Below are 19,566 nucleotides of genomic sequence, written 5' to 3'. Positions count from 1 at the left end.
CCCGGGCCGGGACAGCGCCCGATCTGGCCAGACGCGGTTGCGGCTCAGACGCCCTGCGGTTCAAATTGCGGAAACAACACCTCGTTTTCAAGCTGAAGATGAGCGTCGAAATCATCGAGAAACCGGCCCAGGCCTTCATACAAGGCCGTCCAGGAGCGGCAGGCCCCGTCCGGCAGGGTGAGATTGTCGGTCAGCTCGCGGATCTGCCCGATCATGGCTTCATGGTCCCTATGGTCGGCACGCATCACCGCGATCGGGTTTTCAAGGCCGCTGGCGCCACCGCGACGGATGGCGGGGAAGAGAATCAGCTCCTCCTTCTTCATGTGAACCTCGAGCTCGCCAATCATCAGCTGCAGCACGGCTGCCAGCCCCGCCGGGACTTTGGCGGCGTCGGCATGGACGCGCTCGACCCTCAGGGCGAGGGCGGTCAGATCGGGCAATTCCTCGCGATGGCGCGCGTGGTAGCGCGCCTCGATGAAACTGGTCAGGGCAGCGGGATCATCGGGGGGCAGGTCTTCGGTCATGACAGTCTCTCCGGTTCAGACGGGGTTGGCGGGGCGGCTCGGCCTTCGCGGTCCCGCGCCGTCTCGATATTCATGTGGATGGATGTGGCGATGCGTTCGGCCCGCTCGATCACCCAGTCGGCGCCGGCCGGCGGGCAGACCTCGCGGGCGGTGAGGCGGAAAAGCTCAAGCCAGCGCACAAAATGCTCGGCATGGATGGGCAGGGGCAGATGCTTGGGCATGGGGGCACCATGATAGCGGCCGGTCATCAGCGCGACCGATGACCAGAATTCCACCATCCGCTCGAGATGCGGGCCCCAGTCGGTGATGCGCTCGGCAAAGACCGGGCCCAGCAGCTCATCCACGCGCACGCGGTCATAGAAACCGTGAACCAGACGTTCGAGCAGGCCCTCATCGAGGCCCGTCCGGGCCATCAGATCGGCCGTCATCTGCGGGCGGGCGCTGGAAACGGGCGAGGCGGAGGCGGCGGGCATGGTGGTCAATTCCGTATCGAGGACTTGCATCACGCATAGACCTTGCTAATAGGTATTGTAAATACCAATTGTGAGTCGAATCCCAATGCGCCTGACATCCTTCACCGATTTTGGCCTGCGGGCCCTGATGCGCATGGCGTCCGAGCCGGAGCGCGCGTTTTCCACCGCCGAGCTGGCCGATGAGTTCGAGCTGTCGCGCCATCATCTGACGAAGATCATGGCGACCCTGGCGCAGGCCGGAATCGTCCTCACCCGGCGCGGCGGCGGCGGAGGTGCCCGGCTCGGACGGCCCGCGGGGCAGATCAGCCTGGGTGATATTGTCCGCGTGCTGGAAAGCGACCAGGCGCTGGTCAATTGCTTCGCCGCCGATGGCGGTTCCTGTTCGATCAGCCCGCAATGCCGTCTCAAGGCCCGCCTGGGCAGCGCAGAGGCGGCGTTTCTGGCCGAGCTGGACCGCTCCACGCTCGCCGATGTGGCCTTGCCGCCGCTGGCCGCCGCACCCATTTCCGCCCCCTGAACAGGAGAGTTCCGATGGATAACTGGCTTCCCACCCTGCAGACCGAAACCCCGAGCGAAGGCTACGACCTGGCGGTCAAACTGGCCCGGATGACGATCAAGAAAACCCAGACCGATGCCGCGATCCGCGACCGTCTGCGGCCGGACTATGCCGAGAATGCCGATTCCCTGATTGCCGTAAGCGCCGTCGTCGCCACCCATTTCGCCACCATCTCTGCCGCCAATGGATATTGGGCTCGGCCGTGAGTCCGGTGAGCGCCATGGGCGATGGCGTGCACAGGGGGTGCGGCATGATGAGCGCTGGCGGAATCGCCGGCACGCGCGTTCACTCCTGGGCTGACGATTCGCATCCCATACTTGTCCGGCGCCCGGATCTTCCGGCGCGTGAGTTTTTGAAATCCAACACCTGACCGAGAACGCCATGATCGCGCTGCAGAAAATTTCGACCGATATCTGGGACATGAAATACCGCTTCAAGAGCGGTGAGAGCGGCGTGGTCGACGAAACCATCGAGGATACGTGGGACCGGGTCGCCCATGCGCTGTCACGCTGTGAGGGCAAGAAGGCGGCGCACTGGAAGCGCGAATTCCGCAGCGCACTGGAGGATTTCCGTTTCCTGCCGGCCGGTCGCATCGTTTCGGGCGCCGGTACCGGCCGCAATGTGACCCTGTTCAATTGTTTCGTGATGGGCACCATCCCCGACAGCCTCGGCGGCATATTCGACATGCTCAAGGAAGCCGCGCTGACGATGCAGCAGGGGGGCGGGATCGGTTATGATTTCTCGACCATCCGCCCCAAGGGTAGCCGTGTCGCCGGTGTCGATGCCGATGCCAGCGGACCTTTGAGCTTCATGGATGTGTGGGATGCAATGTGCCGCACGATCATGAGCGCCGGCTCGCGCCGCGGCGCGATGATGGGTGTGATGCGCGATCATCACCCCGATGTGCTGGCCTTCGTCGAAGCCAAGCGCGACCAGGCGCGGCTGCGCAATTTCAATCTCTCCGTCCTGGTCAGCGATGCGCTGATCGAAGCCATTGATCAGGACGCCGACTGGCCGCTGCATTTTGACGGCAAGGTCTACAACACCATCCGCGCCCGCGATCTGTGGGATGCGATCATGGCCGCGACCTATGACTATGCCGAGCCGGGCGTGATCTTCATCGACCGGATCAACAAGACCAATAACCTGTCCTGGCTCGAAACGATTGCCGCCACCAATCCGTGCGGCGAACAACCCTTGCCGCCCTATGGCGCCTGTCTGCTCGGCTCGGTCAATCTGAGCCGCTTCGTCGCGGATGCCTTCACAGACGCCGCGCATATCGATGTCGAGGCCCTGAAATCCTGCGTCGCGACGGCGGTGCGGATGATGGATAATGTTGTCGATTCCAGCAATTTCCCGCTCGAGCAGCAGCGCGAGGAAGCCTTCAACAAGCGCCGGCTCGGCCTCGGTGTCACCGGGCTGGGTGATGCGCTGATCATGTGCGGCATCCGCTATGGCTCACCGCAAGCGGTCGAGGCGGTCGATGCCTGGCTCGGTGCCATCGCCAATGAGGCCTATCGCACCAGTGCCCTGCTGGCGAAGGAGAAGGGGCCATTCCCGCTCTATGAGGCCGAGCATTATCTCAAGGCGCCGATGGTGCAGTCGCTCGATGCCGATGTGCAGGCCTTGATCGCCGAACATGGGATCCGCAACAGTCATCTCACCTCGATCGCCCCGACCGGAACCATCTCGCTCTACGCCAATAATACCAGCGGCGGCGTCGAGCCGGTGTTTGGTTATGTCTTCAACCGCAAGGTCCTGCAGACCGATGGCTCGCACGTCGAAGAGGAAATCCAGGATTTCGCCTATCTGACCTTCCGTAGCGTGTTCGGTGAGGACACCGCGCTGCCGGATTATTTCGTTGAGGCCGACGGGCTGACGCCGCGCGAGCATGTCGTGATGCAGGCGGCGGCGCAAAAATGGGTCGACAGCTCCATCTCCAAGACGATCAACCTGCCGCGCGATATCGATTTCGAGGCCTTCAAGGATGTCTACCGGCTCGCCTATGATCTGGGCTGCAAGGGTTGCACGACCTATCGCCCCAATGAGGTGACCGGTTCGGTCCTGTCCAAAGCCGAGGCCCCGGCCGCGGTGAGGAAAACTGATACGGCCAAGCCGGCCGGCTTTATCAACCGGCCCGAGGAATTGCCGGGCCAGACCTACAAGGTGCGCTGGCCGCACAGTGAGCACGCCATCTATGTCACCCTCAATGATATTGTGGAGGAGGCCGTCGACTCGGATGGCGAAATCGTCCAGGCGCGCAAGCCGTTCGAGATTTTCATCAACTCCAAGAATATGGATCATTACGCCTGGACCCTGGCCCTGACGCGGATGATCTCGGCGGTCTTCCGGCGCGGCGGCGATGTCCGCTTCGTCGCCGAGGAATTGGGCGCCGTGTTCGATCCGCAGGGCGGTGCCTTCGTCAATGGCCGCTATGAGCCCAGCCTTCTGGCCGTTATTGGCGGCGTCATCGAACGCCATCTCAATACGCTGGGCGGCGGCGCATCACCGGTGGCCTTCGTGCCGGAGTCGGCGCGTGCTGCGGCCGGCGCGGTCGAGGTCGAGGCCGTCAATTCGCCGGCCAGGGACCAGCTCTGCCCCAAATGCCATCAGCCCAGTATCGTGAGGATGGAGGGCTGTAACACCTGCACCAGCTGCGGCTATTCGAAATGTAGCTGAGCGCGACAGGAGCACGAGCCATGACCCAAGTGACCCTCAAGGCCGGCGAATTCACCGTCGATGCCGACCTCATCGCCGCCGCCTTCGCCCTCGACCAGCAGGCCGTGCAGGCCAGGATGCGCGCTGGCGAGATCACCAGCCGCTGCGCCACCGGTGTCGGCGAAGACGAGGGCCGTTTCCAGCTCAGCTTTCACTATCAGAGCCGCGCCCTGCGGCTGATCGTCGACGGGAGCGGACGGATTCTCTCCAAGGCGATGGAAGTGACCGGCCACAGGCGGCGCGCGGCTGCGGCCAGCGCGCCATCGGCCTGATCCGGGCGCTCGTCGTCTCCACAATAATAGCGGGCCGGGGCTAGGCCTTGCGCCGCCGGTCGCCGAGCAGATAGCGCGGGCCGGGGCCGCGCGCGGCGATGCGATCGCCGGGATTGTAGAGGGCGCAGACCTTCAGTGACAGGCAGCCGCAGCCGATACAGCCATCCAGCCGGTCGCGCATCAGAGTGAGCCCGGCAATACGCTCATCAAGCACCTGGCCGAATCGGGCGCTGATCTGCGACCAGTCGGCCTGGGTCGGGGTGCGGCCCTGGGGCAGGCTGGCGAGCTGATCGCCAATTTCCGCGATGGTGAAGCCGAGCTTCTGGGCGATCAGCACGAAGGCGATGCGGCGCACATCAGAGCGCAGGAAGCGCCTCTGGCCACCGGCATTGCGGCTGGCACTGACCAGGCCGCGGGCTTCGTAAAACCGCACCGCCGAGACGGAAACACCTGTCCGTTCAGCCAGTTGACCGATGGATATCGAGTCATTTGCCCGCATAGAAAGTCTCCGTCCTTACCGCTGCAATTTGTCGCTTGACCTGAACTTAAGTTGAGCAATTAGGCTTGGCAAATCGCAGCCCGTAGCGGGCCTCAGCAAGACCGGAAAAATCATGAAAACAGGATTGCTCGAACACGTGAACGTCACCGTTGCCAAGCCGCAAGACACCGCAGATCTGATGTGCCGCCTTTTCGACTGGCACATCCGCTGGGCCGGCCCCTCGGCTCTGGGTGGCCAGACCGCCCATGTCGGCACGGACACCGCCTATATCGCGCTCTATTCACCGGCCAGTCTGGAGACCGCCGGGGCCCGCAACATCGCCGCGCCGGGCCATCTCAATCATATCGGCGTCGTCGTCGAGGACCTCGACGCGGTCGAGGCGCGCGTCATCAAGGCCGGCTATGAACCAGCTTCCCACGGCGATTACGAGCCGGGCCGGCGATTCTATTTTTTCGACGAAAACGGGATCGAGTTTGAGGTGGTGAGTTATTCGTGAGGGGCAGCGATACCGGGCGCGGGGCAGCGGCCTCGCGCCGGTCTTTGCTTACCCGCCCCCGGGAGACGCACTGGCGGGACGCCGGGGGCTGTCGCGGGGTGGGGGAGGTGGCACTCCTGATCCGCCGCCACTACCGCCGCGCCATAATCGGGCCCCCTCGCTCTTTGACATCGTTCTCCCGAGCAAAAAATCACAGCCGACATACGTCCGCGCGTGGCAGACTCTGTCATTCGATGGCAGGGCCAGGACGCCTCCGAGCGGCCGCTATGTCCAGCCCACACGAGGCTGCCCGCGTGTCGATGGCAGAATGGCAGGATGGCAGACATGTGAAATCATGACAGTCCGGCTTCCTCGCTCCCGCACTGCACAATTGACCTTCGCGTCACACCTGTTATAGCCGCGCCGCAAGCAGCGAAAAGGAGTCTCTGATGGAGATTCGTGAAGGTTTGACCTTCGATGACGTGCTCTTGCAGCCCGGCCCGTCCGACGTTCTTCCCGCCGACGCCATCGTTTCCACACGCGTGGCGCGCGATTGTGGTCTCAATATTCCGATCATGGCTGCGGCCATGGATACGGTGTCTGAAGCGCATATGGCGATTGCCATGGCACAGGCCGGCGGGCTGGCGGTGATCCATCGCAACCTGACCATTGCCGAGCAGGCCGAGGAAGTTCGCCGCGTCAAGCGTTTCGAGAGCGGCATGGTGGTCAATCCGGTGACAATCGCCCCGGACGCGACCCTGGCCGAGCTTCGCGCCCTGATGGCCGAACGCCGCATTTCCGGCATTCCCGTCGTTGAAGGCGCCGCACCGGGCAAGCCGGGCAAGCTGGTCGGCATTATCACCAATCGCGATGTGCGCTTTGCCGATGATCCCAATGAAAAGGTTGGCAATCTGATGACGCGCGACGTCGTCACCGTCAATGAAGGTGCGAGCCAGGACGAGGCCCGCGCCAAGTTGCACCGCCACCGGATTGAACGCGTGCTGGTCGTCGATGCCGACAATCGCTGCATCGGTCTGATCACCGTCAAGGATATGGAGAAGGCCCAGGCCCATCCCACCGCCGCCAAGGATCGCGAAGGCTCGCTGCGCTGCGCCGCCGCGACCACGGTCGGCGATAGTGGCTATGAGCGCGCCATGGCGCTGATCGATGCCGGCGTTGATGTCGTCGTGATCGATACCGCGCATGGTCAGAGCTCTTCGGTGCTTGAGCAAGTCCAGCGCATTCGAAAGGCGTCGAACCTGTCGCGCATTGTCGCCGGCAATGTCGCCACCTATGACGGTGCCAAGGCGCTGATCGAGGCGGGCGCTGATTGCGTCAAGGTCGGGATCGGACCGGGCTCGATCTGCACCACGCGGATCGTTGCCGGTGTCGGCGTGCCGCAATTGACCGCGATCATGGATGCACGCCGTGCCGCACAAGGCTCGGACGCCTGCATCATCGCTGATGGCGGCATCAAATATTCCGGTGACATGGCCAAGGCGATTGCCGCCGGAGCTGACGCCATCATGGTCGGCTCCCTGCTGGCCGGTACTGAAGAAGCGCCCGGCGAGGTTTTCCTCTATCAGGGCCGCTCGTATAAATCCTATCGCGGCATGGGCTCGCTCGGGGCGATGGCGGCGGGTTCCGCCGACCGATATTTCCAGAAGGATACCGAGCGTATGAAGCTGGTGCCCGAGGGGATTGAAGGCCAGGTGCCCTATAAGGGCCCCGTCGCACCGATCCTGCACCAGATGGTTGGCGGCCTGCGTGCGGCCATGGGCTATACGGGCTCCAAGACGATCAGCGACTTGCACGAGCGGGCGCAATTTGTCCGCATCACCAATGCCGGCCTGCGAGAAAGCCATGTCCACGACGTCAAGATCACCCGCGAAGCGCCGAATTATCCGACGCAGAGCTAGGGCGTTTGACCTCTGGCAAGCGATGGGCGCGTATGGCCTGTCTGCATGTTTGTCGATTGACCGGGAGGGGCGGCGAGCCTTGGCTCGCCACCCCGTTTGAACAAGGATCCAAGTGATGAATTACGCGCTCCTCTACCCGGTCTTCGTCCAGGTCGCCCTGACCTTTGCGCTGGTTTTCACCATGGGCGCGATGCGCTATGGTGCCATCGCTTCGGGCAAGGTCAAGCCGGGCGATATCGCGCTGGGGCAGCAAGCCTGGCCGGTGCGGGTGCAGCAGGTCTCCAACGCCTATGAGAACCAGCTTGCCTCCCCGGTGCTCTTCTATGCCGGCATCGCCTTCGCCCTGATCGCCAGCTCGACCAGTGTCCTGCTCGTCGTGATCGCCTGGGCCTATGTTGGCCTGCGCCTGCTGCACGCCCTGATCCATGTCACCAGCAATCATTTGCGCTCGCGCTTCATGGCCTTCGCCACCAGTCTTCTGGTATTGCTGGCCTATTGGGTCGTGCTCGCCGTGGAGCTGATGACGCGATGATGCAGGACCAGCCCGCCATCGAAACCGGCAAGGATATCCTCTTCCTGCTCACCGGCGCCTGGGACGGCGTTGACGGGCCGCGCCTGTGTGCCGATTGCTGTCTGCTCGAGGGCGCCTTGCTCGGCAATCCACACTGGACAGACGCCATCAGCATTGTCCGCATCGAATACCCCCGGCCACGGCCAGAGATTATCGCCCTTCTGGGGGAGGCGCACCAGAATGCGCCGACCCTGATCCTGGCCGGCGAGACCAAAGCCCATATCCTGGTGGAGACCGCGAATGATCGCCGTTTCCTGACCGACCCGATCGCGATCTGCCAACAGCTCGCCACCACCTATGGCGGAGCACAGCCAAAATGAGAGATGCAGCCAAGATCGCCGCGGCGATTGAAATCCTCGACAATCAATTGCGCCAGCACACACCGGTCAAGGACGCCGTGCGCGACTGGGGCAAGGCCAATCGTTATGCCGGCTCCGGCGACCGCGCCTGGATCACCGGTCTGGTGCTTGACGCCCTGCGTCACCAGTCCTCGGTTGGCCATGCGATGCAGGATGAGAGCGCCCGCGCGCTCGCTTTTGGCACCGTCGCCCGCGTCTGGGGTGTTTCGGTCGAGGAAATCGACGCCATGATGGAGGGCGATCCGCATGCGCCCGAAACCCTGACCAATGCCGAGCGCAGCGGTCTGGAGCGCGATATCTCCGATGCACCGCTCTATATCCGCGGCGATTTCCCCGAATGGCTTGAGCCCAGCTTTCAGCGCGCCTTCGGCGAGAAGGCTGAGGAAGAGGCGCACGAGCTTTGCTCGCGCGCGCCGGTCGATCTGCGCGTCAATGAAGTCCAGGTCGGGTTTGACAAGGCGTTCAAGGAAGTCAGCTCGAAGCTGAAGACCGCCGAGCCTTCAGAACTCGCTGCGATGGCGATCCGCATCCCGCAGCGCGATCCGCGCGGCAAATCGGCCGCCGCTGAAAGCATTCCGGCCTATGGCAAGGGCTGGGTCGAGGTCCAGGATATCGGCTCGCAGGTGGCGGCGCTCGCCTCGGGCGCCCGCGAAGGCATGCAGATCCTCGATTATTGTGCCGGTGCCGGCGGCAAGACGCTGGCGCTGTCGGCCCTGCTCAACAATACCGGTCAGATCCATGCCTGGGATATCGACTGGCGCCGCCTGCGCGCCATCTGGCCGCGCCTCAAGCGCGCCGGGGCCCATAATGTCCAGGTTCATGATGCCGAGGAAGACAAATGCCTCGGTGAGCTCAAATCCAAGATGGATGTCGTCTTCTGCGACGCGCCCTGCACCGGTACCGGCACCTGGCGCCGCCGCCCCGACGCCAAATGGCGTCTGCGCGAACGCGCCCTGGAAACCCGTATGGGCGAACAGGACACCGTGCTTGAACGCGCTCAAGCCTACGTCAAACAGGGCGGCCGCCTGGTCTATGTCACCTGTTCCGTCCTGCCGGAAGAAAACGAGGACCGCATCACCGCCTTCCTCGCCAAGGCCGAGAACTTCAAGCCTGTTCCGGCTATCAAGGCGATGCGCGCCTCGGGCGGCCTTGCCAAGGGCGCCGAGGAAATCCTCGCAAAATGTGAAGGCCTGCACGGGGCCCTGCAACTCTCGCCGGCGCGCACCGATACGGACGGGTTCTACATCTGCGTGCTGGAACGCGTGGGCTAGGGGGCTCGCCTTCCGCCTCCGGTGCAAAGTTTTCGCTCTGCGCCAAGTATTCCGCGGGCGACGCGAAGCCGGGAAGGATTGCGCGGGGCTAGTGCCGTGTGCGAGAAGCGGCCGCTGCCCGATAGCCCAGTGCCCGCAATCTTTCCCGACCGGCCTCATTCATCAACCCGTCCAGCTCACGCCCGGCGCCGATCCTGTCGATGCAGACGGGGGCATCGAGCAGCGGCAGGCTCTCGCGCTCCAGTCCGATCCATTCGATCGGATTGCCGGCATAATTGAGCGTTGCCGGCTCGTATTCGAGCCCCAGGAAGCGCAGCAGGGCCGTCATACTCCGCTTGGGCTTTTTCACCACATCCTCATAGCGCAGGCGCAGGACGCGGCCGGGGCCCAGGGCGGTTTCCGCCTGCAGGCCGATCCCGGTGAGATCGTTCCAGTATTTCAGCGCCGCTGCTGGCTGGCTCACATGCGCGAAGGGACGGGTATCGGGGCCGCGCCAGTCGCGTTTCAGCAGTGAGGCGGCGACATCGCGGCCATCGCGCACGATATGAACGAAGCGCGCCTCAGGCAGCAAGCGGCCCAGGCGTTCGAAGGCGAGGATGTTGAGACTGGTCTTTTCCACCAGCCGGTGACCTGGCCGCCCGTGGATGGGTTCGCCGATCAGCCCGGTCAGCAGTTCGGCCATATTGGCGCGCACCTGCTCTGCCTCAAGGCCGAAATCATCCCGGTGCAGATCACCGAGCTGGGTGGTGAAATTCTCCCACTGCATGGCGATCGCCACGGGCAGGCCGGTATCGGGTCCGCAATGGATTCGCGAGTGTCCAGCCAGAAGCCGGCGCATCACGGTCAGGCCGGAACGCGGGCAACCGCCGAGAAAGACGAAGCCCGCTCCGCTCGCGGCCTCAGACATATCCCAGCTGCGACAGGGCCGGGCCGGCGATCTGCATGACAGTGGCGTATTGCTGTGCGTTGAGTTGCCCACGCCAGCGGCCGATGGATTGCGTGTCGATGGGTTGGGCAACGCGGTCATTGCTGGCCTCATTGCGACCCGAGGCCGGATTGAAACTGCGCGCATGATCGAGTGCCGCTTCGACGGCCTGCGCATCCTCGCCGAGGAAACCGAACAGGCCGGCAATCGTGTCACGGGGATAGCGCACCAGCGATTCATAGCGCAGTTCGAAATAATTCCCGTCCTCGCGCATTGCCGTGCCGGCTTCGATGCTGGCGACCCAAAGACGCGCGGCGGCTGCGGCATCACGTGTGACGGCCATGGGGCGACCGGTCCGGGCATCCGGCCAGTCCATTGAAAGCAGTGAGGCGACGACATCGCGGCCGTCACGAATGATTCCGACGAGCGGGCTGGCCGGGAAAAGGCGGCGCAACTGGCTGAAATGCAGTACATTTGCCGGCGTTTTCTCGGCGATGCGGCGGCCGGCGCGCGCCTGCAATGGTGCAAGAAACCCATTGATGCTGGTGGCAAATTTCTGGTGCAAGGCGTCAGCATCGAGTCCGTATTGCTGTTCGAGCACCGGCATGTGCATCTGTTCCACCTGTGTGGACAGGGCGGCCAGCGCCGGTACGACTCGGGATTCCGGGCCGCAGACAATGCCTTTCGACGTATTGACGATGGCGCGCAAGAGCGTCGTACCCGAGCGCGGTGCGCCACCGATAAAGATCGGAGCCTGGCCGATAATCTGCTGCATGTCCCATACCTCCCGCTCCGCTCATCTAGCCTTGGCGCACATGGTTTGACACTTACGGGAAGGTTACGGAACAGCAATACATTACAAAGAGATGGCGAATTTCTTGGGGCGCGGGACGGGCGCCGCCTCAATCCCCCGGCTCGCCTCATTTTTGCCCGATTTGAGACTGGATTGCGCCTTGATTGCCGGGGTCCGGTGGCGGATGCGGTCCGGATCGGCGTCAAAACCGGATTCCTTGCTGGCCATCGCGGCTGACTCGCGCTATCCGGCGCCATGCTGAAATCGAGCTCGGCCATAACCCCCACATTTCGTCCCCGGAAAGCCCGCGCCTGCGGGAATGAGAGCGCATGACTGATCAACACGAAAAAGCCCTCATCATCGACTTTGGCAGCCAGGTCACCCAGCTGATCGCGCGGCGTTTGCGCGAGAGCGGCGTCTTCTGCGAAGTCCATCCCTATAACCGCGCCGACAAGGCCTTTATCGACGCTTACGACCCCAAGGCGATCATCCTGTCGGGTTCGCCCCATTCGACCCATTGGGATAATTCGCCGAAAGCTGATCCATCGGTCTTCACACGCGGTATCCCGGTTCTGGGGATTTGCTATGGCGAGCAGACCATGTGCGCCCAGCTCGGCGGCCGCGTCGAGGCATCGGAAGAGCGCGAGTTCGGCCGCGCCGATATCAAGCTCGTCGCCGATAGCCCGCTGTTTGCCGGCTTTGGCCCCATTGGCCATGAAGAACGCGTCTGGATGAGCCATGGCGACCGCGTCAGCGCCCTGCCGGACGGTTTCCATGTCGTCGCCACTTCGGGCAATGCCCCCTATGCGGCGATTGCCGACGAAGCGCGCAAATTCTATGCGGTGCAATTCCACCCCGAAGTCGTGCACACGCCGCGCGGGGCCGAGCTGCTCAAGAATTTCACCCATCAGATCGCCGGTTTCCGTGGCGACTGGTCCATGGCGAGTTTCAAGGACGAGGCGATCACCAAGATCCGCGCCCAGGTTGGCGACAAGCGGGTATTGTGCGGCCTGTCAGGCGGTGTCGACAGCTCCGTGGCGGCCGTGCTGCTGCACGAAGCGATTGGCGACCAGCTGATCTGCGTCTTTGTCGATACCGGCCTGATGCGTCTGGGCGAGGCCGATGAGGTCGTTGACCTGTTCCGCGAGCATTACAATATCCCGCTCGTCCACGCCCAGGCCGAGGACTTGTTCCTCACCGCGCTCAAGGGCGTCGAGGATCCGGAGAAGAAGCGCAAGATCATTGGCGGCCTCTTCATCGACGTGTTCGACGAGAAGGCGAAGGAGGCCGGCGGCGCCGATTTCCTCGCCCAGGGCACGCTCTATCCCGATGTGATCGAAAGCGTCAGCTTCGATGGCGGACCTTCGGTCACCATCAAATCGCACCATAATGTCGGCGGTCTGCCGGCGCGCATGAAGATGCAGTTGGTCGAGCCCTTGCGCGAGCTGTTCAAGGACGAAGTGCGCGCGCTGGGCCGTGAGCTCGGCCTGCCGGAAGCCTTCGTCAAACGCCATCCCTTCCCGGGACCAGGCCTGGGCATCCGCATTCCCGGCGCCGTCTCCAAGGAGAAGGCCGATATCCTGCGCAAGGCCGATGCGATCTATATCGAGGAGATCAAGAAGGCCGGCCTCTATGACGTCATCTGGCAGGCCTTCTCGGTCCTGTTGCCGGTCAACACCGTCGGCGTGATGGGCGATGAGCGCACCTATGACGCCGTGCTGGCCCTGCGCGCCGTGACCTCGGTCGACGGCATGACGGCGGATTACTACCCGTTCGAGCATGATTTCCTCGGGCGAGTGGCCACCCGCATCATCAATGAATGCCGCGGGATTAATCGCGTGGTTTATGATGTGACCAGCAAGCCGCCGGGGACGATTGAGTGGGAGTAGGGGGCTAGCGCCCCGTTCGGGCGTCCAGGCGCGCTCTCGAATGCGAACAGACCGGGAGCCCAGCATGACCCAGCGCAATGCCAGCATCGCCATCGTCGGCGCCGGTGATTTCATCGGCGCCGCCATTGCCCGGCGTTTTGCCGCCGAGGGGTATCATGTCCATGGCGGGCGGCGGCGCGGCGAGATGCTGGCACCGGTGGGGCAGGAGATCGAGGCGGGGGGCGGGCGTTTCACTGGCCATTCGCTGGATGCGCGCGACGAGAAATCCGTGACGGCCTTTCTCGACGCGGCCGAAGCCTCAGCGCCGCTCGAGGCGGTGATCTTCAATGTCGGCGCCAATGTGCAATTCCCGCTGCTGGAGACCTCGGAGCGTGTTTTCTCCAAGGTGTGGGACATGGCCTGCAAGGCGGGCTTCCTGACCGGGCGTGAGGCGGCGCGGATCATGTTGCCGCGCGGGGCGGGGTCTATCTTCTTTACGGGGGCTACGGCCTCGATGCGCGGCGGCAAGGGTTATGCGGCCTTCGGGGCGGCCAAGGCCGGGCTGCGCTCGCTGGCGCAATCCATGGCGCGCGAATTGGGACCGCAGGGCCTGCACGTCGCCCATCTCGTGATTGATGCCGGCGTCGATACGGCCTGGGTGCGTGAGCGCATCGCCCAGGCGAAGGGCGCCGAGGCTCTGGCCGCCATGCCGCCGGACACGCTGATGGACCCGGCCTCGATTGCCGAGACCTACCTCATGCTGCATCGCCAATCACGCGATGCCTGGACCCATGAACTTGACCTTCGGCCCTATGGAGAAAACTGGTGAGCGATTCAACAAACGGCCCGGTCTTCTATTTCGACTTTGCCAGCCCCAATGCCTATTTCGCGCATCGCATCCTGCCGGGTGTCGAGGCACGCACGGGTCTGAAATTTCGCCATGTGCCGGTGCTGCTCGGCGGGATTTTCAAATCGACCGGCAATCAGGCGCCGATGATCGCCTTCGCCGGGGTGCCGGCCAAGCTGGCCTATGAATACAAGGAAATCGAGCGCTTCATCGCCCGCCATGATCTCCAACACTTCAACTTCAATCCGCATTTCCCGGTCAATACGCTGGCCCTGATGCGCGGTGCGGTCGCGGCGGAAGCGGAGGGCGTGCTGGAGGCCTATGTCGAGGCGATGTTCCACTTCATGTGGGAGAAGCCGCGCAAGCTCGACGATGCGGATGTCTTGCGCGCCACGCTGACCGAGGCCGGCCTGCCAGCGGAACGCCTGCTGGCCGCGATCCAGACGCCGGAGGTCAAGGCGCAGCTGATGGCGAATACGCAATTGGCGGTCGACCAGGGCGTGTTCGGCATTCCCAGCTTCATCGTCGGCGGCGAGCTCTATTTCGGCAAGGACCGGCTGGAGACGCTCTAGTCCTGGCTGGCCGTGTTGGTCGGCACAGCATTCTTGACCGCCGGCTGGTAGTCGGTGATCTGCACCGGGCGCCAGATACGGTAGATGATCAATCCCAGCAGGAGCAGGCCGCTGAACACGAAGGCGTGGAATATGATGATGATCGGGAAGAGCGCCAGCATTGGCAATAATTGCGCGGCGACCGGTCCAGCACCTTCGACGACTTCGCCGTTTATCGTGGCCTGGCCGCTGACGAGCATGGCCAGCAGGCCGATGCCCCCGATAATCACGAAGATGCTGGTCCAGCCGATATACCAGCTGACCACGAATAATTTGTAGGCACTGCCCAACGTCAGCTTGCCGTTGATTGATTTCAGCTGCATGACATCCTCGCCCCCTGAACCAGCATGCAGCATAGAGCAGGCAAGACCGCAGGCAAGACGATTGCACCACCGGTTGTGTGCAATCCGTGATGTAGAGGAGCAGGCCATGAGCGATGAGCTGCCAGACCCGTTGATCGAGCGTATCGATGAGCTCGAAGCCCACATCGCGCATCAGGACCAGATGCTGCAGGAACTCTCCGAGGTCATGAATGACCAGCGCACCGAGTTCGACCTGATCAAGGCGCGGCTCAACCAGTTCCTCGACCGTATCCATGCCGTCGAGGCCCAAGGCCCCGCGCCGGAGAATCGTCCGCCGCCGCATTGGTAGGCCCGGCCACCCGGCCCCTCACGCGCCGCCAGTATGCGCCGTCAGAAAGCCACTGACCCGCGCGCGGACATCGTCGTGATGGCCGAGCATCAAATGACCGCCGCTCTCGAGCGGGACAAGTTCGGCGCCGGCAATCTCGCGCGCGAGACCTTGTGCGATCTCGAACGGATTGAGGCCGTCATCGCGGCTGTGGATGATCAGGGTCGGTGCCGTGATGGCGCCAAGATCGTATTGCGCTGCCGGATCAATCGCCGCGCCTTCATTGCGCACGCCGTCAAGGCGCTGGGTGACGGGCTGAAACAGATCCACCATCCCGGCGAGAAAGACGCGCTCTTCTTCGCTCATGCCGCTACGCAGTTCCGGCGTGACGTCGAAAATGCCTTCCAGCGCCGGGCGGGCCGTCTTGCTCAGGGCCCAATAGGGGAAGTTCGAGCTGAACAGGGCCTGGTAGAGCCAGGCCGGGATCGGCAAGCCCTGCTGCTCTGTCGTATAGGGCGTGTGTGGTGCCGAGGAGAGCAGGACCAGGGCCGAGGTGCGATCGGGATAGCGCGCGGCGAATTGCAGCGCCGGGGGCACGCCGCCGGATATCGCGATGATCGCCACCCGTTCAATGCCCAGCCCGTCGAGCAGGGCGGCGAAGGCATCGGCCTGCGCCGCGGTGGAGGCATCATCGGGCAGGGGGGAGCGTAGATAGCCAAAGCGTGACGGGGCGATCCAGTGGAAATCATCGCCGACAAAGGTGGTGGCAAACAGCGCGCCCTGGTCGAATCCGCCACCGGCACCGTGCAGGGCCAGCACGGCGGTACCGCTTCCGCCGGTTGTGTATTCCACCGGCCCGGACGGGCCCGGGATCAATATGCTGGTCGCTGCCAGCCGCGCGCGGATCGTCTGCATGTCTCGCGCATAGGCCGCATAGCTTGCCACGAGGGCGAGCAGGATGAGGGTGATGATCGCAAGCGGAATCATGTGCGGCCAGCGTTGCATGGGAGCCTCCGGGCGTGCCGGAGGCCATCATATCCCAATTCGTTCGTCGCGTGAGGCGGCGTATGGCCGCGCTATTGTGCCGCGTCAGCCAGCGCCGATCTCACCTTTGGCAGGATCCGCCGGCTGATCGGAACATCCATCCCGTTCGACAGGATCAGCCGTCCGACACCGGAGGCATCGCGCTCCAGGGCGCTGACATAGCCGGTATTGACGATATGGGAGCGGTGGACGCGCAGGAAGGTCGGCGGCAGGCTCGCCTCGAGGCCGGAGAGTGAGCCGGTATAGAGCGACGTCTGGCCGTTCTCGAAATGCACTTCGACATAATCACCGGCCGCCTTGAGCTGGGCGATGCGGTCGGTCGCGATGTAATCGGTGCGGCCGGCGCTGACGAGTTCGATCTGGACCGGGTGGTCCTTCTGGCGTGCCTGGCTCAGCGCGATCTCGAGCCGGTCGGCGCGGGTGGCTTCCAGCGCGCGGATGCGGCGTTCATTGACCAGGGCAATGGCTTGCTGTGCGAACAGGAAGAGCAGAAGGCCGGCGATCGCCTGGTAGAAATAGCGATCGATGAAGAGTTCCGGGAAGAGCACGGCCAGAGCGGCCAGTCCCGCCAGCACGGCGAGATGGGCGCGGGCGCCGGGCTTGCGCTGCCAGACCCAGACACCGCACCAGGCCAGGCCGGCCAGGATCGTGGTTTCAAAGGCGAAGAGAGTCTTGGCATCATAGCCCGCATGCATTTGCAGGATGGTTATGAGCAGGGCGCCGACGGCAAGCCCACGCAGGAGACGCGCGCGCAGGGAGAGGCCGGAGAAGCGGTGCAGGAGATAGGCGATCAGGGTCAGCCCGAAGGCGGCGGTGCAGGCGACGATCAGCACCAGACGCAGATCATGCATCGGATAGGGATAGGCATAGAGGCCGCGACTGGTCTCGATCAGCAATTGCGCCACGGCGATCAGGGACATCGCACTGATCAGGGCAGAGCCCTCCCGGTCGCCGCCGCGGATCGCCATCGCGGCGAAGAAGACGAAGCCCAGCACCAGAACGCCGAGTGTTACCAGGCTGGGCGCATAGACGGCCGCGAGCATGCTGGTCGGGGGCTGGTAGCGCTCCAGCCCGATCCAGTGCACCGGCCAGCCCAGCTCCAGAAAGCCATGCTGAGACGACATCAGCAGAACCAGTTCATTGCGTCCGGGCCGCAGGCGCTCGCGCGGGACATAGAGCACGGAATCCATGCGGCCGGGAATTTCCGTGGCCCGGTCCGGTCCCGGACGACCATTGGAGCCAAGCTCATGACCATTGAGCCAGGCCGTGCTTGCAGCCTTGCCGGAGATGAAGAGGCCGATCGGACGATCCTGTGGCCATTGCGCGCCGTCCCAGTCGATCTCGGCCCGGACCCAGACCTGCCGGCCCTGGGGATCAAGCTCGCTCAGCGTGATGTCGGTGCAATCCTCGCCAGTGAAATCGGGTGTCGAACCGGCCGCGCCATGGGTCGGGCAGACCCGCAGCGATGTCGCGCCCAGCGCAACAAGACGCTGTGCCGCGGCCGAGCCGACCGGCAGCGCCAGCAGAAGGAGGGCGAGGAGGAGGGTGAGGGGCGTGCGTGTCATGACGTCACTCTAGCGCGCAGGCGCGTGAACGTCCCGCCGTTCAACGGCCAGAAGTGACCATTGCCCGATTGGCGCGTGCATGGGCGTGCCTGGAAGGCAGGATGCGTGCGAGCCGGGGGGCTCAAGGTTACGGAGTGAAACATGATGTCCTGGAAGCAATCCATTCTGGCAACGGCGCTGAGTGCCATCTTGCTGTCGCCCGCCGTCTTCGCGCAATCAGTGCCTGGCGCCAATGCCTATGGCGAGGATGCCATCGAGTTCACCGCGCGCAGCGGCGACAGCGTCGCGGCCTTTCACGGGACGGTCCTTGTGCCGGAAAACCGTGCCGACCCGGCCAGCCGCATGATCGAGGTGAGCTATATCCGTTTTCCCGCGACGGGCGAGAATCCGGGCTCGCCCATCGTTTATCTCTCCGGCGGACCGGGCGGTTCGGGCAGCGGCACGGCACGCGGACCACGCTTCCCCCTGTTCCAGGAGATGCGCCAGCATGGCGATGTCATCGCCTTTGATCAGCGCGGCACGGGCGGTTCGACCGAATTGCCGCGCTGCGTCTCTTCGCAGCCAGTCTCCGAGACCCAAAGGGTCAGCGATGCCGAATACGCGGCGGCCTATCGGCGTGCTGTTGAAGAGTGTGGTGTGTTCTGGCGCGAGCAGGGCGTCGACGTCACGGGCTATACGACGCGCGAGAGCGTGCAGGACCTGGCCGCGCTGCGGGAGCATCTCGGCGCCGAACAGATTTCGCTGTGGGGGATATCCTATGGCAGCCATCTCGCCCTGGCGGCGCTGAAGGAGATTCCCGAACAGCTCGACCGGGTAATCCTGGCCAGCGCGGAAGGGCTCGACCAGACGGTCAAGATGCCGGCCGAAACCGATCGTTATTTCGCGCGTCTGCAGGCGGCCATCGACACCCAGCCGGCGGCGCGGGCCCTCTATCCCGATGTCGCTGGCCTGATGCGACGTGTGCACGCCCGGTTCGAGGCTGAGCCCATGCTGGTGCAGGTGCCGCAGGAGGATGGCGAAACACGGCCCTTCCTGTTGCAGCGCCGCAATCTGCAGGAATTCTCATCGGGCCTGATCTCGGACCCGCAATATGCGGCCCTGCTCTTGATGCTCTATACCGAGCTGGAGGCTGGCCATAGCACTCTGGCAGTCCTGCTGTTACAGCGCTTCTGGTCTATGGGTGAGCCTATTACACTGAGTGCGATGTCGACGGCGATGGATCTCGCCTCCGGGATCGATGATGAGCGCCTCGCTGAATTCGAACGCCAGGCTGAAACCGGTCTGATCGGTGGCTATCTCAACTTCCCGATGCCGCAGATCCGGGGCGCCTGGGACGGATTTGATCTTGGCGGTGAATTCCGCGAGCGCCCCCACGGTGATACGCCGGTCCTGCTGCTCACGGGGACGCTGGACGGGCGGACCTATCCCGACGCCCAGGCCGCTTCCGTCTCTGGCCTGAGCCATGTCGAGCAGATCATCGTGCGCAATGCGGGGCATAATCTCTTCATGACCACGCCGGAGGTCGCCGCGGCGATGCATCGCTTCATGCGCGGCGAGGCCGCAGCCAGCAGCGAAATCATCATCGATCTGCCGGACATGACTGCCAATCCGCTCGACCAACAGGGCTGATAACCCGCTCGTGACTG

At 63.9% G+C, this 19,566-nt stretch carries 22 protein-coding genes; 14 read left to right on the top strand and 8 right to left on the bottom strand.

What is annotated here, in order from left to right; translation table 11 throughout:
• Nucleotides 1-44: 44 nt before the first annotated feature.
• A complete protein-coding gene (locus tag BLT42_RS09815) occupies nt 45-524 on the bottom strand; it encodes a hemerythrin domain-containing protein (protein WP_091770225.1) in 480 nt (159 codons plus the stop codon).
• Complete coding sequence (locus BLT42_RS09810; protein ID WP_091770332.1) at nt 521-952, bottom strand: group III truncated hemoglobin; 432 nt, start codon at nt 950-952, stop codon at nt 521-523. Before BLT42_RS09810 ends, BLT42_RS09815 begins: the two co-directional genes overlap by 4 nt.
• 130 nt (nt 953-1,082) lie before the next feature.
• Between BLT42_RS09810 and BLT42_RS09805 the strand changes: the two genes are divergently transcribed.
• The 4 genes from BLT42_RS09805 to BLT42_RS09790 all read left to right on the top strand — a co-directional run bounded on the left by BLT42_RS09805 (nt 1,083) and on the right by BLT42_RS09790 (nt 4,543).
• Nucleotides 1,083-1,514 carry an Rrf2 family transcriptional regulator gene (locus tag BLT42_RS09805; protein ID WP_091770223.1) on the top strand — a complete coding sequence of 144 codons (432 nt, stop codon included), beginning with the start codon at nt 1,083-1,085 and terminating at the stop codon, nt 1,512-1,514.
• A gap of 14 nt (nt 1,515-1,528) precedes the next feature.
• Complete coding sequence (locus BLT42_RS09800) at nt 1,529-1,759, top strand: hexameric tyrosine-coordinated heme protein (RefSeq protein WP_091770221.1); 231 nt, start codon at nt 1,529-1,531, stop codon at nt 1,757-1,759.
• 175 nt (nt 1,760-1,934) lie between these two features.
• Nucleotides 1,935-4,232: an adenosylcobalamin-dependent ribonucleoside-diphosphate reductase gene (locus tag BLT42_RS09795; RefSeq protein WP_091770219.1), complete on the top strand. Its 2,298-nt coding sequence runs from the start codon at nt 1,935-1,937 to the stop codon at nt 4,230-4,232.
• A gap of 20 nt (nt 4,233-4,252) precedes the next feature.
• A complete protein-coding gene (locus BLT42_RS09790; protein WP_091770217.1) occupies nt 4,253-4,543 on the top strand; it encodes a DUF6522 family protein in 291 nt (96 codons plus the stop codon).
• A gap of 40 nt (nt 4,544-4,583) precedes the next feature.
• Here the strand turns inward: BLT42_RS09790 and soxR are convergent, their stop codons facing one another.
• Entirely contained in the window at nt 4,584-5,042 is a 459-nt protein-coding gene (soxR, locus tag BLT42_RS09785; RefSeq protein ID WP_091770215.1) for a redox-sensitive transcriptional activator SoxR, read from the bottom strand.
• Between the two features lie 112 nt (nt 5,043-5,154).
• On the opposite strand from soxR, the gene BLT42_RS09780 reads away from it, so the two are divergent.
• The 5 genes from BLT42_RS09780 to BLT42_RS09760 all read left to right on the top strand — a co-directional run bounded on the left by BLT42_RS09780 (nt 5,155) and on the right by BLT42_RS09760 (nt 9,637).
• Complete coding sequence (locus BLT42_RS09780; protein ID WP_176780323.1) at nt 5,155-5,538, top strand: VOC family protein; 384 nt, start codon at nt 5,155-5,157, stop codon at nt 5,536-5,538.
• Between the two features lie 428 nt (nt 5,539-5,966).
• Nucleotides 5,967-7,436: an IMP dehydrogenase gene (guaB, locus tag BLT42_RS09775; RefSeq protein WP_091770211.1), complete on the top strand. Its 1,470-nt coding sequence runs from the start codon at nt 5,967-5,969 to the stop codon at nt 7,434-7,436.
• 115 nt (nt 7,437-7,551) lie between these two features.
• Complete coding sequence (locus BLT42_RS09770) at nt 7,552-7,968, top strand: MAPEG family protein (protein ID WP_091770209.1); 417 nt, start codon at nt 7,552-7,554, stop codon at nt 7,966-7,968.
• Nucleotides 7,965-8,327 (top strand): DUF3088 family protein, encoded by a 363-nt coding sequence (locus tag BLT42_RS09765; protein ID WP_091770207.1) that lies wholly within the window; start codon nt 7,965-7,967, stop codon nt 8,325-8,327. The genes BLT42_RS09770 and BLT42_RS09765 overlap by 4 nt, the downstream gene beginning before the upstream one ends.
• Nucleotides 8,324-9,637, top strand: coding sequence for an RsmB/NOP family class I SAM-dependent RNA methyltransferase (locus BLT42_RS09760; RefSeq protein ID WP_091770205.1), 1,314 nt, complete (start codon nt 8,324-8,326; stop codon nt 9,635-9,637). Before BLT42_RS09765 ends, BLT42_RS09760 begins: the two co-directional genes overlap by 4 nt.
• A gap of 88 nt (nt 9,638-9,725) precedes the next feature.
• On the opposite strand, the gene BLT42_RS09755 is transcribed toward BLT42_RS09760, so the two are convergent.
• A complete protein-coding gene (locus BLT42_RS09755) occupies nt 9,726-10,544 on the bottom strand; it encodes a sulfotransferase family protein (protein WP_091770204.1) in 819 nt (272 codons plus the stop codon).
• Nucleotides 10,537-11,337 (bottom strand): sulfotransferase family protein, encoded by an 801-nt coding sequence (locus tag BLT42_RS09750; protein WP_091770202.1) that lies wholly within the window; start codon nt 11,335-11,337, stop codon nt 10,537-10,539. Before BLT42_RS09750 ends, BLT42_RS09755 begins: the two co-directional genes overlap by 8 nt.
• 347 nt (nt 11,338-11,684) lie before the next feature.
• Between BLT42_RS09750 and guaA the strand changes: the two genes are divergently transcribed.
• The 3 genes from guaA to BLT42_RS09735 all read left to right on the top strand — a co-directional run bounded on the left by guaA (nt 11,685) and on the right by BLT42_RS09735 (nt 14,642).
• Entirely contained in the window at nt 11,685-13,244 is a 1,560-nt protein-coding gene (gene guaA / locus BLT42_RS09745; RefSeq protein ID WP_091770200.1) for a glutamine-hydrolyzing GMP synthase, read from the top strand.
• 64 nt (nt 13,245-13,308) lie between these two features.
• Nucleotides 13,309-14,052, top strand: coding sequence for an SDR family NAD(P)-dependent oxidoreductase (locus BLT42_RS09740; RefSeq protein ID WP_091770198.1), 744 nt, complete (start codon nt 13,309-13,311; stop codon nt 14,050-14,052).
• Nucleotides 14,049-14,642 carry a 2-hydroxychromene-2-carboxylate isomerase gene (locus BLT42_RS09735; protein WP_091770196.1) on the top strand — a complete coding sequence of 198 codons (594 nt, stop codon included), beginning with the start codon at nt 14,049-14,051 and terminating at the stop codon, nt 14,640-14,642. Before BLT42_RS09740 ends, BLT42_RS09735 begins: the two co-directional genes overlap by 4 nt.
• Here BLT42_RS09735 and BLT42_RS09730 read toward each other — a convergent pair.
• Entirely contained in the window at nt 14,639-15,004 is a 366-nt protein-coding gene (locus BLT42_RS09730; protein WP_091770194.1) for a hypothetical protein, read from the bottom strand. The genes BLT42_RS09735 and BLT42_RS09730 overlap by 4 nt on opposite strands.
• A gap of 106 nt (nt 15,005-15,110) precedes the next feature.
• On the opposite strand from BLT42_RS09730, the gene BLT42_RS09725 reads away from it, so the two are divergent.
• The gene (locus tag BLT42_RS09725) at nt 15,111-15,332 is read left to right on the top strand and encodes a SlyX family protein (RefSeq protein WP_176780322.1); all 222 of its coding nucleotides are present in this window, start codon (nt 15,111-15,113) and stop codon (nt 15,330-15,332) included.
• Nucleotides 15,333-15,350: 18 nt separating this feature from the next.
• On the opposite strand, the gene BLT42_RS09720 is transcribed toward BLT42_RS09725, so the two are convergent.
• Together BLT42_RS09720 and BLT42_RS09715 are read right to left on the bottom strand one after the other, a co-directional pair.
• The gene (locus BLT42_RS09720; RefSeq protein WP_091770190.1) at nt 15,351-16,316 is read right to left on the bottom strand and encodes an alpha/beta fold hydrolase; all 966 of its coding nucleotides are present in this window, start codon (nt 16,314-16,316) and stop codon (nt 15,351-15,353) included.
• A 71-nt stretch (nt 16,317-16,387) separates the two neighbouring features.
• Nucleotides 16,388-17,920: a LytTR family DNA-binding domain-containing protein gene (locus BLT42_RS09715; protein WP_091770188.1), complete on the bottom strand. Its 1,533-nt coding sequence runs from the start codon at nt 17,918-17,920 to the stop codon at nt 16,388-16,390.
• Between the two features lie 141 nt (nt 17,921-18,061).
• On the opposite strand from BLT42_RS09715, the gene BLT42_RS09710 reads away from it, so the two are divergent.
• On the top strand, nt 18,062-19,549 hold the full coding sequence (locus tag BLT42_RS09710) for an alpha/beta fold hydrolase (RefSeq protein ID WP_233342421.1): 1,488 nt from the start codon (nt 18,062-18,064) through the stop codon (nt 19,547-19,549).
• The last annotated feature ends 17 nt before the right edge of the window (nt 19,550-19,566 follow it).

It is taken from the genome of Maricaulis salignorans (genome assembly GCF_900103475.1).
Taxonomy (GTDB): Bacteria; Pseudomonadota; Alphaproteobacteria; order Caulobacterales; family Maricaulaceae; genus Maricaulis; species Maricaulis salignorans.
The sequence above is the reverse complement of the archived record's forward strand: the minus strand, read 5'-3'. Positions and strand labels throughout refer to the sequence as shown.

Bases quoted from the DNA above. Each gene is read 5' to 3' on its own strand.
- BLT42_RS09740 (WP_091770198.1), top strand. From the start codon at position 13,309: ATGACCCAGCGCAATGCCAGCATCGCCATCGTCGGCGCCGGTGATTTC.
- BLT42_RS09800 (WP_091770221.1), top strand. From the start codon at position 1,529: ATGGATAACTGGCTTCCCACCCTGCAGACCGAAACCCCGAGCGAAGGC.
- BLT42_RS09770 (WP_091770209.1), top strand. From the start codon at position 7,552: ATGAATTACGCGCTCCTCTACCCGGTCTTCGTCCAGGTCGCCCTGACC.
- BLT42_RS09710 (WP_233342421.1), top strand. From the start codon at position 18,062: ATGATGTCCTGGAAGCAATCCATTCTGGCAACGGCGCTGAGTGCCATC.
- BLT42_RS09730 (WP_091770194.1), bottom strand. From the start codon at position 15,004: ATGCAGCTGAAATCAATCAACGGCAAGCTGACGTTGGGCAGTGCCTAC.
- soxR (WP_091770215.1), bottom strand. From the start codon at position 5,042: ATGCGGGCAAATGACTCGATATCCATCGGTCAACTGGCTGAACGGACA.
- BLT42_RS09750 (WP_091770202.1), bottom strand. From the start codon at position 11,337: ATGCAGCAGATTATCGGCCAGGCTCCGATCTTTATCGGTGGCGCACCG.
- BLT42_RS09720 (WP_091770190.1), bottom strand. From the start codon at position 16,316: ATGCAACGCTGGCCGCACATGATTCCGCTTGCGATCATCACCCTCATC.
- BLT42_RS09810 (WP_091770332.1), bottom strand. From the start codon at position 952: ATGACGGCCGATCTGATGGCCCGGACGGGCCTCGATGAGGGCCTGCTC.
- BLT42_RS09795 (WP_091770219.1), top strand. From the start codon at position 1,935: ATGATCGCGCTGCAGAAAATTTCGACCGATATCTGGGACATGAAATAC.
- BLT42_RS09755 (WP_091770204.1), bottom strand. From the start codon at position 10,544: ATGTCTGAGGCCGCGAGCGGAGCGGGCTTCGTCTTTCTCGGCGGTTGC.
- BLT42_RS09715 (WP_091770188.1), bottom strand. From the start codon at position 17,920: ATGACACGCACGCCCCTCACCCTCCTCCTCGCCCTCCTTCTGCTGGCG.
- BLT42_RS09790 (WP_091770217.1), top strand. From the start codon at position 4,253: ATGACCCAAGTGACCCTCAAGGCCGGCGAATTCACCGTCGATGCCGAC.
- BLT42_RS09765 (WP_091770207.1), top strand. From the start codon at position 7,965: ATGATGCAGGACCAGCCCGCCATCGAAACCGGCAAGGATATCCTCTTC.
- BLT42_RS09725 (WP_176780322.1), top strand. From the start codon at position 15,111: ATGAGCGATGAGCTGCCAGACCCGTTGATCGAGCGTATCGATGAGCTC.
- guaA (WP_091770200.1), top strand. From the start codon at position 11,685: ATGACTGATCAACACGAAAAAGCCCTCATCATCGACTTTGGCAGCCAG.
- BLT42_RS09760 (WP_091770205.1), top strand. From the start codon at position 8,324: ATGAGAGATGCAGCCAAGATCGCCGCGGCGATTGAAATCCTCGACAAT.
- BLT42_RS09805 (WP_091770223.1), top strand. From the start codon at position 1,083: ATGCGCCTGACATCCTTCACCGATTTTGGCCTGCGGGCCCTGATGCGC.
- BLT42_RS09815 (WP_091770225.1), bottom strand. From the start codon at position 524: ATGACCGAAGACCTGCCCCCCGATGATCCCGCTGCCCTGACCAGTTTC.
- BLT42_RS09780 (WP_176780323.1), top strand. From the start codon at position 5,155: ATGAAAACAGGATTGCTCGAACACGTGAACGTCACCGTTGCCAAGCCG.
- guaB (WP_091770211.1), top strand. From the start codon at position 5,967: ATGGAGATTCGTGAAGGTTTGACCTTCGATGACGTGCTCTTGCAGCCC.